Annotated in this window: 14 protein-coding genes; 4 read left to right on the top strand and 10 right to left on the bottom strand. The window is 69.3% G+C overall.

Annotated features, from left to right (window positions below):
- From CQ042_RS17455 to CQ042_RS17440, 4 genes are read right to left on the bottom strand one after another with little or no spacing between them, the layout of a single operon-like run.
- A complete protein-coding gene (locus tag CQ042_RS17455) occupies positions 1-1,512 on the bottom strand; it encodes a glycoside hydrolase family 3 N-terminal domain-containing protein (protein ID WP_105671724.1) in 1,512 nt (503 codons plus the stop codon).
- Positions 1,509-2,342 carry a carbohydrate ABC transporter permease gene (locus CQ042_RS17450; RefSeq protein WP_105671723.1) on the bottom strand — a complete coding sequence of 278 codons (834 nt, stop codon included), beginning with the start codon at positions 2,340-2,342 and terminating at the stop codon, positions 1,509-1,511. The genes CQ042_RS17455 and CQ042_RS17450 overlap by 4 nt, the downstream gene beginning before the upstream one ends.
- Entirely contained in the window at positions 2,339-3,313 is a 975-nt protein-coding gene (locus CQ042_RS17445; protein ID WP_105671722.1) for a carbohydrate ABC transporter permease, read from the bottom strand. The genes CQ042_RS17450 and CQ042_RS17445 overlap by 4 nt, the downstream gene beginning before the upstream one ends.
- Positions 3,314-3,328: 15 nt before the next feature.
- Positions 3,329-4,618: a sugar ABC transporter substrate-binding protein gene (locus CQ042_RS17440; RefSeq protein ID WP_105671721.1), complete on the bottom strand. Its 1,290-nt coding sequence runs from the start codon at positions 4,616-4,618 to the stop codon at positions 3,329-3,331.
- Between the two features lie 150 nt (positions 4,619-4,768).
- On the opposite strand from CQ042_RS17440, the gene CQ042_RS17435 reads away from it, so the two are divergent.
- The 4 genes from CQ042_RS17435 (at position 4,769) to CQ042_RS17420 (ending at position 8,157) form a co-directional block, all read left to right on the top strand.
- Positions 4,769-6,040, top strand: coding sequence for an LCP family protein (locus CQ042_RS17435; RefSeq protein WP_105671720.1), 1,272 nt, complete (start codon positions 4,769-4,771; stop codon positions 6,038-6,040).
- 29 nt (positions 6,041-6,069) lie between these two features.
- Positions 6,070-6,930, top strand: a complete 861-nt coding sequence (locus tag CQ042_RS17430; RefSeq protein ID WP_105671719.1) for a spermidine synthase — start codon at positions 6,070-6,072, stop codon at positions 6,928-6,930.
- A gap of 164 nt (positions 6,931-7,094) precedes the next feature.
- A complete protein-coding gene (locus CQ042_RS17425; protein WP_105671718.1) occupies positions 7,095-7,622 on the top strand; it encodes a hypothetical protein in 528 nt (175 codons plus the stop codon).
- A gap of 46 nt (positions 7,623-7,668) precedes the next feature.
- Entirely contained in the window at positions 7,669-8,157 is a 489-nt protein-coding gene (locus tag CQ042_RS17420) for a SprT-like domain-containing protein (RefSeq protein ID WP_105671717.1), read from the top strand.
- 7 nt (positions 8,158-8,164) lie between these two features.
- On the opposite strand, the gene CQ042_RS17415 is transcribed toward CQ042_RS17420, so the two are convergent.
- The 6 genes from CQ042_RS17415 to CQ042_RS17390 form a co-directional block, all read right to left on the bottom strand.
- Positions 8,165-8,590 (bottom strand): DUF3054 domain-containing protein, encoded by a 426-nt coding sequence (locus tag CQ042_RS17415; RefSeq protein ID WP_105671716.1) that lies wholly within the window; start codon positions 8,588-8,590, stop codon positions 8,165-8,167.
- Between the two features lie 139 nt (positions 8,591-8,729).
- A complete protein-coding gene (locus tag CQ042_RS17410; RefSeq protein ID WP_105671715.1) occupies positions 8,730-9,389 on the bottom strand; it encodes a 2-phosphosulfolactate phosphatase in 660 nt (219 codons plus the stop codon).
- Positions 9,390-9,407: 18 nt separating this feature from the next.
- The gene (locus CQ042_RS17405; protein WP_105671714.1) at positions 9,408-10,868 is read right to left on the bottom strand and encodes an ABC transporter permease; all 1,461 of its coding nucleotides are present in this window, start codon (positions 10,866-10,868) and stop codon (positions 9,408-9,410) included.
- Positions 10,865-11,626, bottom strand: a complete 762-nt coding sequence (locus CQ042_RS17400; RefSeq protein WP_105671713.1) for an ABC transporter ATP-binding protein — start codon at positions 11,624-11,626, stop codon at positions 10,865-10,867. The genes CQ042_RS17405 and CQ042_RS17400 overlap by 4 nt, the downstream gene beginning before the upstream one ends.
- 167 nt (positions 11,627-11,793) lie before the next feature.
- Complete coding sequence (locus CQ042_RS17395; protein WP_105671712.1) at positions 11,794-12,429, bottom strand: response regulator transcription factor; 636 nt, start codon at positions 12,427-12,429, stop codon at positions 11,794-11,796.
- The gene (locus CQ042_RS17390; protein WP_105671711.1) at positions 12,426-13,598 is read right to left on the bottom strand and encodes a sensor histidine kinase; all 1,173 of its coding nucleotides are present in this window, start codon (positions 13,596-13,598) and stop codon (positions 12,426-12,428) included. Before CQ042_RS17390 ends, CQ042_RS17395 begins: the two co-directional genes overlap by 4 nt.
- Positions 13,599-13,657 lie beyond the last annotated feature (59 nt).

The following is a 13,657-nucleotide window of genomic DNA, read 5'->3' as shown; positions in this document are numbered from 1 at the left end:
TCAGCCGGCGCTGGTCATCCTCTGCGACACGGAGAGACCTCCCAGAAGTGCTTCGCGCGCCACCTGGGCACCGAGCCTACTGGCTGCGGCCACCTCGACGGTCGGCAGCGGCAGCGGCGTCGTCGTCGGAAGACCGACGTTGACGACCACGGCACCCGGATCGCGCACGGCTGCGCGTTCGACGAGAGCGCGCTGCGCCGCATCCGTGTCGGGCCTGTCGATCAGCAGCACCGTCGTTCCTGCAGCCGCGGCGACCTCGTCGAGCACGCAGTCCTGTTCGGACATCGGCGCGGATGCCACGTCGAGGCGCACGCGCAGGCCGTCCTCCGCGAGCGCTTTCGCGACGTACGCGCCGGCACTGTCGACGGCCAGCGTCGAACGGCGGCGCGCGTCGATCACGGCGAGCTCGGTGGCCGCTTCCGGGGCTTCGCCGGAGACGGTCACCATGCGACGCACGATGTCAGCGGCATCGAAGTCGTCGGTCGGCTCCTGATCGCTGTCGGCGACAGCACGCAGCTTGGCCGCGAGCGCCGCGACGCGTCGTGCCGCCTCCTCGACACGTTCCCGCGGCAGCGACCCGTCGCGCAGCGCCGCGACGATCCCGTCACGCGCCGCGTGGAAATCCTGCTCGTCCTGATCGGGAAGTGCGGCGTCGCCCGGGTTGGTCGGGTTCCCGATGCAGAGAAGGTCTGCTCCGGCGGCGAGTGCCAGAGCTGCTCCCCCGCCGAGTCCGACCGTCTCGCGGATGGCCGCCATGTCGAGGGCATCCGTGATGATGACGCCGTCGTAGCCCCAGTCGCGCAGCATGCCGAGCACGCGAGGGTTGAGGGTCGCAGGCTGCGCGCCCCACGCGGGCACCACGATGTGCGCGGTCATGACCGCATCCACCCCGGCGTCGACCGCTGCGCGGAACGGCTCCAGGTGGACGCGCTCGAATTCCTCGATGTCGAGTGTGATCTCCGGGAGCGAGTGGTGCGAATCCATGTGCGTGTCGCCATGACCGGGGAAGTGCTTGACGCACGCTGCGACAGCCGCATCCTGGATGCCGTCGATGGTCGCCACCACGTGACGGGAGACGAGCGCCTCGTCGTCACCGAACGCGCGGACGCCGATCACCGGGTTGCGGGGGGCGGTGTTGACGTCGGCGACCGGACCGAGCACCACGTTGGCGCCGACCGCGCGCACGCGCCTGGCGAGCTCCGCCCCGGTCTTCTCGGTCGCGACCAGGTCATCGAGGAGCCCCAGCTGGGCGGCTCCCGGCACGGTCGAACCGGTGGCGGACTCGAGTCGGGTGACACTGCCGCCCTCCTCGTCGATCCCGATCAGGGCGTCGGGGTTCGCGTCGAGGATCGCGGCACTGAGGGCCGGCAGTCCTTCACCGACGTTCTGCCCGAAGTACACGACTCCGGCCAGTCCGTCGCGCAGTTCGTCGCGCAGCCACTCCGGCGCCTCGGTGCCGAAGAAGCCCGGCCACAGCACGCCGTTCGCGAGGCGTTCGAGCTCGTCGGTCATCCCTTCACCGCTCCTGCCACCATGCCGGAGGCGAGCTTGCGCTGCACCAGCACGAAGAAGATCATGACCGGGACGGTGATGATGGTCGATGCCGCCATGATGCTGCCCCAGTCGTTGGAGTGCAGACCGAAGAACGACTTCAGACCGATCGAGACGGTGTACTGGTCGGTCTGGGCGCCGAGGATCGTCATCGCGAAGATGAACTCGTTCCACGCCGTGATGAAGCTGAAGATGCTGGTCGCGACGAGGCCGGGCATGACGAGCGGCAGCAGGACCGAGCGGAACATACGCCACCAGCTCGCGCCGTCGATGTACGCGGCCTCTTCGAGCTCGACCGGGACGGCGGCGACGAAGCCGCGCAGCATCCAGATACCGAAGGCGAGCGACAGGGCCACGTAGACGACCATCAGGCCCAGGATGCTGTTGAGCAGGCCGAGGCTCTTGACCTGGAGGAACAGCGGGATCACGAGCGCCTCGAGCGGCACCATCTGCACGATGAGGATCATCATCAGGATCGTGGTGCGGAACTTGAACTTGAAACGCGCGACCGCGACCGCGGCGAGCAGACACACGAGCGCGCTGACGAGAACCGTCACGAGGGCCACGATCGCGGAGTTGCGCAGGTAGGTGCCGAAGCCGCCGTCGGTGAGGACGAAGGCGAAGTTGTCCCACGTGAACTCCTGCGGGATCAGCGACTGCCCACCGCTGGAGGCCTTGCCGTCGAACGCGCTGGAGACCATCCAGTACACGGGGAACAGCGTGAAGATCAGGACCGCGGCGACCGCGATGCCGGTTCCGATGCGGGAGCGGAGCCTGGGGCGCGGGTTCACAGCTCGTCCTCCTTCATGAGGGAGCGGATGTAGACGATCGTGATGCCGATCAGGACGAGGGTGAGCAGCACGGCGAGAGCCGCACCGAAGCCGTAGCGGTTCTGGCCGAAGGACTCCACGTAGGACCAGACGCCGAGGTTCAGCACCTGACGATTGCCACCGCCACCGCCGGGCATCAGGTACACCTGCGCGAAGACCTTGAAGTCCCAGATGGTCGAGAGGATGATCACGACCGAGAAGACGGGCTTGAGCGTGGGGAAGATGATCTTCCAGAACCGACGCCAGGCGCCGGCTCCGTCGAGGGCTGCGGCCTCGAGCATCTCCTTCGAGACGCCGAGCAGGCCCGCGAGCACCGTGATCGCCACGAACGGGAAGCCGTGGTGCACCACGTTGAGGAGCACGATGGCATAGAAGGACCACTGGTTCGTGAACCAGTTGACCGGGTCGTCCATGAGGCCGAGGTCGCGCAGCACGGCATTGAAGATGCCGCGGTCGGCATCGAAGATGAAGGTCCAGACGTACGTGCCGGTCACAGCGGGCATCGCCCACGCGACCATGATGCAGCTGGAGACGATGACGCGCCAGGTGGTACCAAGGCGTGCCAGCAGCAGGGCGACGAGTGTGCCGACCGCTACGGTGACGAAGACCGCCACGGCGGCGAAGCCGACCGTGTTGGGCAGCACCACCGTCCACAGTGTCGGATTGGTGAGCGCCTCGACGTAGTTGTCGAGACCGATCCAGTTGTTCTCCCCGGTGTTGATCTCGCGCAGACCGTAGTCCTGCAGCGAGTAGATGAACACCTGGATGAGCGGCCAGAGCATGAGCACCGCGAGGATGGCCAGCCCGGGCGCGAGAAGGAGCCAGGGGCGGGCCGCGACGACCGAGAGTCCGCGTCGCTTCCGGCCGCCGGCCACGGAGGCGGAGGTGGACTCCGCCTTCGTGGCCGGCAGTGGCGCTTGCACCATCGACATGGAAGGAATGCTTCCTTACTTCTGGTTGAGCAGATCGGTCATCTCGGCAGCGGCGTCCTTCGTCGCGGTCGCGACGTCCTTCTGCCCGCTGAGGATGGCCTGGATCATGGAGTTGGTCGTCTTCTTCGCCTGCACGGCGCCGAAGTTCGGGGTGACCGGGACGGATGCTCCGCCGTCGACCATCTGCTCGGCGAACGGTGCGACGAGCGGGTCGGTCGAGGCCAGGGCCTCTTCCATCGCGGACTGGACGCCCGGGAAGTAGCCGGTCTCGTTCGACCACTGCTCGGCGAACTCGCCGGTGCTCATGAGCTTGACGAACTCCCATGCGAGGTCGGCGTTCTTGGTCGTGTTGAAGACCGAGAGGTGCGATCCGCCGAGCACGGACGGAGCGATGCCGCCGTCCTCGCCCGGGATGACCGCAGCGCCGATCTTGCCCTCGAGGTCGGGGTTCGCCTCGATGAGCGACTTCGGCGTCCAGGAGCCGGAGAGCATCATGGCGACGTTGCCCTGCGTGAACGCGTCACGGAGGTCGGTCTCCTTCCAGGTGGTGGCACCTGCGGAGGAGAAGCCGTGCACGGTGGCCAGGCCCGTGTAGAACTCGATGCCCGCCTGCGACTCGGTGCTGTCGAGCTCGCTCGTCCAGGTCTTGCCGTCGAGCGTCGCGACCTCGCCGCCGGCGCCCCAGACCCAGGGGTAGACCTGGAACTCGGCGTCACCCGGAACGGGGAAGGGCAGCATGTCGGGCTTGGCGGCCTTGATGGCCTCGCCAGCGGCGACGATGTCGTCCCACGTCTTCGGGGCCTCGAGTCCGAGCTCCTCGAACACGTCGGCGCGGTAGACGAGCGAGCGGACACCGGCGTACCACGGCATGCCGTAGAGCTCTTCGTCGTAGGTGCCGGCGACGGCGAGGCCCTCGACCAGGTCGTCGCGGAGACCCTTCTCCGCATCGACGTACTCGTCGAGCGGGAGGAGCGCGCCGGCGTCGGCGAACTCCGCGGTCCAGGTGGTGCCGGTCTCGGCGATGTCGGGAGTCGTGCCACCGGCGATGGAGGTCACGAAGCGGTCGTGGGCGTCGGCCCACTGGATCTCCTCGATGGTGACCGTCGCGCCGGTCTCCTTCTCGAAGGCCTCGGAGACCTTGTCGTAGAAGGCCGAGGCGTCGGGGTTGGTGCCCTTCATGATCCAGACGGTGAGCTCCTGGCCCTCGCCGTCGGTGGAGGCGGTGTCGCCGCCGCCGGCGCAGCCGGCAAGGGCGAGCGTGGCCACGGCGCCGAGCGCCACAGCCGGAAGAATGCGCTTGTGCATTGCGGGGATCTCCTCTTTGAAAAGTCCTGGCAAGCATCGGGTACTCACCGGGGGTTAGGAAAAAGTATCCACGACTAACTAATTCCCTGCAAGTTCCTCTCACAATCGTCATGCGGCCGTAACATCAACTTCCGCAGGTAGGCTCACCGGATGGTTCGCCGCACCCCTGACAAGGATCGTTCGACGGTCGCCCGCCACGCGACGCTCGCCACACCCGGACCGGCCAGAGGGTTCCTCAAGATCGCCGGCATCTCCGTGGCCGTCGTGCTCGTCGCCGCGATCGCGGTCGCCGCGTTCGTCGTGATCGACTACTTCAACCGCTTCAACGACGGCGCCGTCGCCCTCGAAGACGCTCCCGAGGTGGAACCCCCCTCGATCGGCGCCTACCCCGGCGAGTTCAGCATGCTCATCATCGGGACGGACGAATGCGGTGATGTCTCGACCGGGCTGCTCGGTGCGCGCTGCACGAACACCGACGGCGGGATCCTGAACGACGTGAATCTGCTGGTGCACGTGTCGGCGGAACCGCGCAACGTCACCGTCGTCTCCCTGCCACGCGATCTGATGGTCCCGACCCCGGAGTGCACGAGAGAGGACGGCTCGATCGCTTCGGAGACGACCAAGAGCCAGATCAACTCGGTCTTCCAGCGCGCCGGGATGTCGTGCGTCGCGAAGACGGTCACGGAGCTGACCGGCGTGGAGATCCCCTTCGCCGCGAAGATCGACTTCGACGGTGTGATGGAGATCACCGACGCGGTCGGCGGCGTCGAGGTGTGCATCGGCGGCAACGGCATCCGCGACGAGCACACGTCCATCGACTGGGAACCCGGACCCCGCACCGTCTCGGGCTACGAGGCGCTCCAGTTCATCCGCACACGGCACGGTGTCGGCGACGGCAGCGACATGGCGCGGGTGTCGAACCAGCAGCAGTACATGTCGCGGCTGGTGAAGAAGATCATGAGCGACGAGGTGCTCTCCGATCCGGGCAAGGTGCTCGCCCTCGCCGACACGATCGTCGACAACATCGATCCCAGTCAGGAGCTGGGCAATCCCGTCCGCCTCGCTCAGCTCGCCCTCTCGATCAAGGATGTGCCGTTCTCGGACTTCGTGTTCCTGCAGTACCCCGTGTTCCCCGACCCCGACGACGACGACCGCGTGATCCCCGACCGGGACGCCGCGGAGAGCATCTGGACGGCGCTGGCGGCAGGCCAACCCGTGCAGCTCACGGGAGACGTCACCAACAACGGCGGCGTCGAGCTCGTCGATCCCGCTCCGGGAACCGAGGTGGAGACACCGGCCACCGATGCCCCCGCCACCGAGGGGGCGACACCCGAGACGCCGGCGCCGCGTGCGACGCTCGACCCGAACATCTCCGGTCAGACGGTCGACCAGGAGACCTGCGCCAACGGCAAGCAGCGCTGAGCCGCACCGCCAGCGCGTAGGCTCGTGCCATGGGCCGGATGCGATCGCGAGACACCGAGCATCCCCAGGCCCGCCTGGACCACGGCGGCATCGCGAGCATCGTGCCGTCGGAGTTCACGAGCGGCTTCGAGCTCGTCGTCGACGGCACCCCGCAATCGCACGTCGACCTCGACGACCCGACCCACCTGCACTTCGAGTACATCGTCCGCATGGGGGCGGTGATCGACCAGCTCGCGCCAGGCCCCCTGACCGCCGTGCACCTCGGTGCGGGCGCATTGACCATCCCCCGCTACATCGAGGCGACCCGCCCCGGCTCGCGACAGCAGGTGATCGAGCTCGAAGCCCCGCTCGCCCAGCTGGTGCGCGAGCACCTGCCGCTGCCGAAGGGCGCCTCCATCCGCATCCGGATCGGGGACGCGCGCGAAGGTGTCCAGCGGCTGCCCAGCGCGCTGCACGCGAGCTGCGACCTCGTCGTCTCCGACGTCTATTCGGGCGCGCAGACGCCGGCCCACCTCACCAGCGTCGAGTTCTACCGCGAACTCGCCACGCTGCTCGGTCCGGGAGGCGTGCTGCTGGTCAACGTCGCCGACGGCCCCGGTCTCGCCTTCGCCCGTCGCCAGGCGGCGACGATCGCGGAGGTGCTCCCCGAGATCGGCATCCTCGCCGACACCCAGGTGCTCAAGGGGCGCCGGTTCGGGAACCTCGTCGTCGCGGCTTCCGCCTCTCCCCTGCCGACCGAATGGCTGCCTCGGATGCTGGCTGCAGGCCCCCACCCCGCCAAGATCGCGCAGGGCGCCGAGGCGGAGGCCTTCCTCCAGGGCTCCCGGATCGTGACCGACGCGGACGCGGTCGCCTCACCGCGCCCCGACGCCTCCCTCTTCCTGCGCTGAGCGCGCCGGCGGATGCCGCCTGGGCCCTCCGCGGACGCCCCGTCGAGGACCGGCTCGATTCCTTCGGCGTGTCACTCGACGGGGATGCGCCGACCAGGGCGCGCCGCCCCCACGACCGTGCAGACGGAAGGCACACTGGATGGGGACGCTGCGGAAGGAGAGCAATGAGTTTCATCCGGGGATACGACCAGGAGACCCTCCGCGAGGTGGTCGATCTCGACGAATGCGCGGCGCGTCTCGCGGAGATCGAGTCGCAGCGCAGCCTGCCCGCCCTGCTGGAGCGCGTGTGGCTGCTGAAGGTGCTCGGCAGGCTCGATGAGGCGCTCGCACTGGCCGACGAGACGGTGCGCCAGGCGCGGATGGCCGGCACCCGCAAGGATGTGCTGCGTGCGCGTGTGCTGCACGCGACGATCCTGCAGTTCCGCGGTGCCCATGCGGCCGCCGAACAGGAGCTCGCGACGTGCGCGACCGAGGCCGAGGGGCAGCGATGGCTGTCGATCGCGGCCTTCGCCTATCAGCACCACGGCAAGAACGCCTACGACGCCGAGGACTACGAGACCGCACGTGACAGCTTCAAGCAGTCGCTGTTCCTGCGGCGCGAATCCGGCGCGGAGGACCGCGAACTCGAGACCGCACTCCTGGCGATCGAGGCGGCCGAACGCCGTCGTCCGTCACAGCTCGTCGCCGGTTGACCCCGCCTTCGACCGCGATGTCGGTCGCATGCCTTAACCTGAGCGCATGGCGGAACTTGACCGTGTGCGCGTCTGGGGCGAAGCACTGATCACGCTGCATCTCGATGACAGCTGGTCCTTCGGCTTCGACCATGCCAAGCGTCGGGCCGGGCAGTGCGACTACACGAAGAAGCGCATCACGGTGTCGCGCTACCTCGCCGCGCGCTTCGACGACGACGAGATCCATCAGGTGCTGCTGCACGAGGTCGCCCACGCCCTCGCGGGGCACGCCGCGGCGCACGGTCCGGCATGGAAGCGCGTCGCCCGCGACCTGGGCTACGTCGGCGGAACGACGCATCACGGCGAGACGGCAGTGGAGCTGGCCCCGTGGGTGGGCAGCTGTCCCGCCGGCCACGTGACCTACCGGCACCGCCGCCCGACGAGGGCCACGTCGTGCGCGCGTTGCTCGCGCACCTTCGACGCCAGGCACCTGTTCGCCTGGACGCGCCGCGAGATCTCGACCGACGCACGCCTCGCGGCGCAGATGCCGCGCTGAACGCGCCTCAGTCGTTCGACTCGTCGCTGCTCTCCGCCTCGGACGCCGCTCCCGCGGTGTCGCCCGCGCCCGCGGTACTGCGGCGCCGACGCAGCAGCGCCGCGATCGCGCGCCAGCCGACGAGGAACACCCCGAGCACGATCGTCGCGACGATGATGAACGGCACCTCGGCCGTGTCGCCGCTGAGCACACGGATCAGCATGCCTCCCGCGACCGTCACCACCCAGACCACCGCGCCCCAGAGGACCGACCACGGTCTGCGCGGTCTTCCCGGCAGCAGTGCCGCGACGAGATGCCCCAGGAGCAGGGCGATCAGGAAGGGCCAGGCGGTGAGCAGGAATCCGGCGGGGTTCTCGTCGTGGGATGCTCGACCGATCGCGGCGAAGATCAGCACGAGCACGACGTCGACGATGACAGCGGGAAGGTACCTCATGACACGACCATACGTCTCCCGAGCCGTGGCGGCGCCTGCCCCGCGGCATCGGGAGGAGATCTCCGTTTCGGGAAGATGCTGCGCCGACACGCATCCGCCCGTCCGGGAGAAGTCCACCTGAGCGCGACGAGCGCCGTGCTCACGCGAAACGCGTGAAGAACCCGTCGCGCAGGACCGGGACGACGTCGACCGCATCATGCACGGCGGCATCGGACACCGTGGTCGGCACGAGCCCCGCGGCCTCGATGCGCGCGGTCGCCCCGACGCCGACCGCGAGCTCGCGACCGGATCCGCTCGCACCGATCATGTGCCGCACCGCGCCGCGGAGGGCACGGAATCCTTCCGCGGCGACCGCGGCATCCGGAGCCGTGTGATCGATGCCGCGATCCGAGAGCGCCAGGATGATCGCCCCCGCGCCGAGCTGATCCTCGACCGCGAATCGCAGCGTCCCCGCGGCGTCGAGTTCGCCCGCCGCGATGACCGCGACCGAGGTCCGTGCCTGCCGCCGCTCCTGGATGGTCTGGACCGCGCGCGCGACCGAGGTGGCGTTGCGGATGCCGCCGACGATCACCGTCGCGTTCGACGAAGCCGCGGCGGCCACGGCCGCGCCGTTGTGCGACCACCCCTCGGCTGCAGCCAGTGCGACCTCGGCGCCGGAGTCGACGGCATCGATCACCGTGGACGAGAGCCGCAGCACATCCACCACCACGACGACGTCGGACGGGGCGAGACGGGCGAGGCCCGCGGTGCCCCAGTCGAGACGGACCTGATACGTGGACTGATCGAACGGCGACGGCATCCGACCAGCCTAGAGGCGTCAGTCGGCCGCGAGAGCCTCGACCGGAGCCACCCTGGTCGCCAGGCGGGTGGGCGTCGCCGCTGCGACCAACGTGAGGACCGCTGTGGCCACGACGATGATCACCACGGGGACCAACGGGACCTGCGGGGCCACGAGCCCGGCGGGGGTGAACTCCGGCAGCGTCGGCACCGAACCGAGCAGCGACTGCGCGGCGATCCAGCCGTACACGATGCCCAGCACGAGCCCCGTCAGCGTCGCCGCCACCGTGATGTGCGTGGCCTCGAGCAGCACCATCCGTCGCACCTGCCGATTCGACAGGCCGATTGACCGCAGCAGCCCGAGCTCGCGGCGGCGCTGCACCACACCGATCGTGAGCAGGTTGATGAGCCCGACGGCCGCGATGACGGCGGAGACGGCGACGAGCACCATCATCACGGCGGCGAAGGCGTCCATGGGAGCGAAGAACTCCTCGGGCACCTCACCCGTGACCTGACTCATCATCAGACGCTTGGCCGACTCGAGTGCCACGGCGAACATCGTCACCAGCGTCACGCCCATCACCACGCCGATCGCCATGCGGGAAGAGCGCTCCGGATAGCGCAGCGCATTCTCGGCCGCGAGTCGCGCGGTGGCACTCGACCCGAACATCCGGCCGACCAGGCGCAGCACCGGCGGCATGAACAGCACGGAGCCGAGGGCGAGACCCGTGAACGAGAGCACACCTCCGAAGAAGGCGACGACGACGCCGAGCGGCGTCATGAGTCCGACCAGCACCCCGCCGGCGAGGAGCACGGCACCCGCGATCAGCAGCACCCAGGCGCCGATGTGCCGACCCGGCTTGCCCGAGACCTCGTCGTGGGTGCGCTCGACCGATCCGCCCAGCGCCTGCAGCGGGGTCACCGAGAGCACGCGCCGTGAGCCGGCCCAGGCCGCCGCCCACGTGGTGAGGGCGACGCCGATGGCCGGGAGCGCGATGAACGGCTGCGCGAGGGAGAAGCCCGCGGGAGCGTTGTCGATCAGCTGCGCCCCGACCTGCACCCCGATGACGGACAGCAGGAGTCCGGCGAGAAGACCGATCGCGGCGCCGAGCAGCCCGACGACGAGTCCCTGCTTGCCGACCTGCGCCCGCTGCGCCCGCGCCGTCGCGCCGATCAGGCGCATGAGCGCGATCTGACGCGTACGCCCGGCGATGATGGTCGAGAACGTGTTCGCGGTGACGATCGCGGCGACGTACATCGCCACGACGGTCAGCAGCACCGAGAGCAGGGCGACGACGAAGGCGAGCGTGCCGCTGTCGCCGATGAAGGGGTCGGCCTGCAGCACCGCGCCGATGTAGGCGGTGATCTCGACGAGGAGCACGCCGAAGGCGGCCGACAGCGCGGCGACGAGGATGCTGGCGCCCATGCCTCGGTCGCGCAGCCAGGCCAGACGGGGTCCGGTCGCCCGCGTCTCGGGGACGACCAAGGCGGCGGCGGTCATGCCGCCACCTCCGCGGCGAGCATGTACGCGGAGATCTCCTCCGCCGTCTGCCGTGGGTGATCGGCGACGATGCGTCCGTCGCCCAGGTAGAGCACGCGGTCGGCGTGGCTCGCGGCGATCGCGTCATGGGTGACCATCGCGATGGACTGTCCGTGCTCGCGGCTCGCAGTGGCGAGCAGTCGCAGCACCTCGCGCCCCGTCTTCGAGTCGAGGTTGCCCGTGGGCTCGTCGGCGAACACCAGGTCGGGCGCGGTGGCGAGGGCCCGGGCGATCGCCACGCGCTGCTGCTGCCCGCCCGACAACTGGTGCGGGCGATGGTTCAGACGCGACCCGAGTCCGAGCGTCTCGATGAGTCCGTCGATGCGGGCACGTTCGATCGCGCTCGGTCGACGACCGTCGAGTTCGAACGGCAGCATGATGTTGCCGAGCGCATCGAGCGTCGGCACGAGGTTGAAGGCCTGGAAGATGAAGCCGACGCGACGACGACGCAGGATCGTCAGGTCGATGTCGCCGAGGCCGGTGATCTCGGTGTCCCCGATCCAGGCGCGTCCCTCCGTCGGGCTGTCGAGCCCGGCCATGATGTGCATGAGCGTGGACTTGCCCGAACCGGACGGACCCATGATCGCGGTGAACTGCCCACGGCGGATGCCCACGCTGACATCGTCGAGTGCGCGGACGGCGCCCTCGCCGGAGCCGTAGGTCTTCTTGAGGTGCTGGACGCGGGCGGCGAGTCCCAGGTCGGTGGTCGTGATCTCCATGCCTTCGACGCTATTTCCGTCGACCCGTGCGGGGCATCGCCCGACGGGATCATCCGCGTACATCGCAAGGATGATCCGCTTCACACCCAGGCGTCCCGACCTCACCGGAATCTTGGGATTCCATGACGACATGGTCGCCTCGGCCACCGACACCGCGACCGGATCGCTCAGATGAGACCGTGCTCGAAGGCGAAGACCACCAGCTGCACGCGGTCGCGCAGCGAGAGCTTGCTGAGGATGCGGCTGATGTGGGTCTTCACCGTCGCCTCGCTGAGGTACTCCCGGCCGGCGATCTCGGCGTTCGACAGCCCCCTCGCGGCGAGCGCGAAGATCTCGCGCTCCCGGTCCGTGAGTTCGGCGTACTGGGCGGGCACGGGCTTCGGCGCTTCGGCGAAGTGCGCGAACAGGTCACGGGTCGCGGACGCCGCGATCACACTCGACCCCGAATGCACCGTGCGGATCGCCGCGAGCAGGAACTCCGGATCGGCGTCCTTGAGCAGGAAGCCGCTCGCTCCCTGCCGGATGGCCCGCGCCGCCGCCTCGTCGAGGTCGAAGGTCGTGAGCATGACGATGCGCGGCGGCTCCGGTCTCGTCAGGATCTCCGCGGTCGCGGTGAGTCCGTCCATGACCGGCATCCGGATGTCCATCAGGACCACATCGGGACGGGTCGTGCGCACGAGGTCGAGCGCCTCCTTGCCGTTGCCGGCCTCTCCGACCACTTCGAGGTCGGGCTGGGACGCGATGAGCATCCGGATTCCGGCGCGGAAGAGCGCCTGGTCGTCGACGAGCACGACTCTGATCATTCGGAGACTCCGATCGGGAGCGTGGCGTGGACGACGAACTGTGCCCCGCGGCGCTCGGCTTGCAGACTACCGCCGACGAGCTGCGCACGCTCGCGCATGCCGATCACCCCGTGCCCGCCCGGAGCGACCGCCCCCTCACCTCGCACCGTGTTCCGCACGTCGACGTCGACGCGGTCGGGAAGCCACGCGAGGTGCACGTCGACCGCGCCGTCTCCGTGCCGGATCGCGTTCGTCAGTGCCTCCTGCAGGATGCGGTACACCGCGAGCTGGATGGCGGCGGGCGGCTCCCCCGGCGGCATCGGGTCGACCGTGACTCGAGGCTCGATGCCGGCCTGCCGCACCTGGGCGAACAGCGCCTCGAGGTCGGCGAGCGTCGGTTGCGGGCCGTCCCCCTGCCGGTGCCGCAGCTGCGTGAGCAGCATCCGCACGTCGCTCAACGCCCCGCGGGCCGTCTGCGCGATCGTCCCGAGAGCCTCGGTCGCGATCTCGGGTTTCACGGCGGCGGCGTAGCGGGCACCATCGGCCTGGGCGATGACGACGGCCAGGGAGTGTGCGACGACGTCGTGCATGTCGCGTGCGATGCGCACCCGCTCCTGCTCCTCGGCAGCGAGCGACTCGGCCTGGAGCTGAGCCGATCGGGTCTGCCGAGCACGCAGCACGACCCGCCAGAGCAGGCCGCACACCCAGGCGAACCCGAGGGCCATCACGGAGAGCGCGAGGAGCAGCGTGCCGATGCTGAGCATCTCCCAGCCGCTGCCGGAGCCGAGGCTCACCCCGTTCACGAACACCATGTAGAGCGCCGCGATGAGGCCGCCGCCGAGCGCCGAGGCGAACCCCCACCAGAGCACGCGCCTACTGCCCCAGGCGGCGGTGGCATACAGAACGAGCAGGATCGCGAAGTCGACGGGCAGCGGACCGAACCCCGCCAGCATCTGCACCACGGCGCCGACCCATGCCGCGGCGAGCGCCAATCCCGGTGCGAGTCGTCCGATCGCGACCCCGCCGAACATCAGCACGCTCGCGATGACCGTGGCGACGATGGCCACACTGCCGATCGGGGTGGTCGTCGTGCCGTAGAAGACGACCGATATCGGCGCGAGGACGAGGAAGAGCAGCGCCGCCCCGACGATGTCGAGAGCCAGCGCCGTGCGGGAGAGCGGGCGGATCACTCCCCCACGCTACGCGAGGGTCCCGGTACCGGCATCCGTCGCAGGATGTATCCCTGCGG

The sequence above is a fragment of the Microbacterium sp. MYb62 genome (genome assembly GCF_002979475.1).
Lineage (GTDB): Bacteria > Actinomycetota > Actinomycetes > Actinomycetales > Microbacteriaceae > Microbacterium.
This window is presented reverse-complemented; position numbering and strand designations above follow the sequence as displayed.

Excerpts from the sequence above, each read along its gene's own strand:
- CQ042_RS17415 (WP_105671716.1), bottom strand. The coding sequence starts at position 8,590 with ATGAGGTACCTTCCCGCTGTCATCGTCGACGTCGTGCTCGTGCTGATC.
- CQ042_RS17425 (WP_105671718.1), top strand. The coding sequence starts at position 7,095 with ATGAGTTTCATCCGGGGATACGACCAGGAGACCCTCCGCGAGGTGGTC.
- CQ042_RS17405 (WP_105671714.1), bottom strand. The coding sequence starts at position 10,868 with ATGACCGCCGCCGCCTTGGTCGTCCCCGAGACGCGGGCGACCGGACCC.
- CQ042_RS17455 (WP_105671724.1), bottom strand. The coding sequence starts at position 1,512 with ATGACCGACGAGCTCGAACGCCTCGCGAACGGCGTGCTGTGGCCGGGC.
- CQ042_RS17420 (WP_105671717.1), top strand. The coding sequence starts at position 7,669 with ATGGCGGAACTTGACCGTGTGCGCGTCTGGGGCGAAGCACTGATCACG.
- CQ042_RS17435 (WP_105671720.1), top strand. The coding sequence starts at position 4,769 with ATGGTTCGCCGCACCCCTGACAAGGATCGTTCGACGGTCGCCCGCCAC.
- CQ042_RS17395 (WP_105671712.1), bottom strand. The coding sequence starts at position 12,429 with ATGATCAGAGTCGTGCTCGTCGACGACCAGGCGCTCTTCCGCGCCGGA.
- CQ042_RS17440 (WP_105671721.1), bottom strand. The coding sequence starts at position 4,618 with ATGCACAAGCGCATTCTTCCGGCTGTGGCGCTCGGCGCCGTGGCCACG.
- CQ042_RS17430 (WP_105671719.1), top strand. The coding sequence starts at position 6,070 with ATGGGCCGGATGCGATCGCGAGACACCGAGCATCCCCAGGCCCGCCTG.
- CQ042_RS17400 (WP_105671713.1), bottom strand. The coding sequence starts at position 11,626 with ATGGAGATCACGACCACCGACCTGGGACTCGCCGCCCGCGTCCAGCAC.
- CQ042_RS17445 (WP_105671722.1), bottom strand. The coding sequence starts at position 3,313 with ATGTCGATGGTGCAAGCGCCACTGCCGGCCACGAAGGCGGAGTCCACC.
- CQ042_RS17410 (WP_105671715.1), bottom strand. The coding sequence starts at position 9,389 with ATGCCGTCGCCGTTCGATCAGTCCACGTATCAGGTCCGTCTCGACTGG.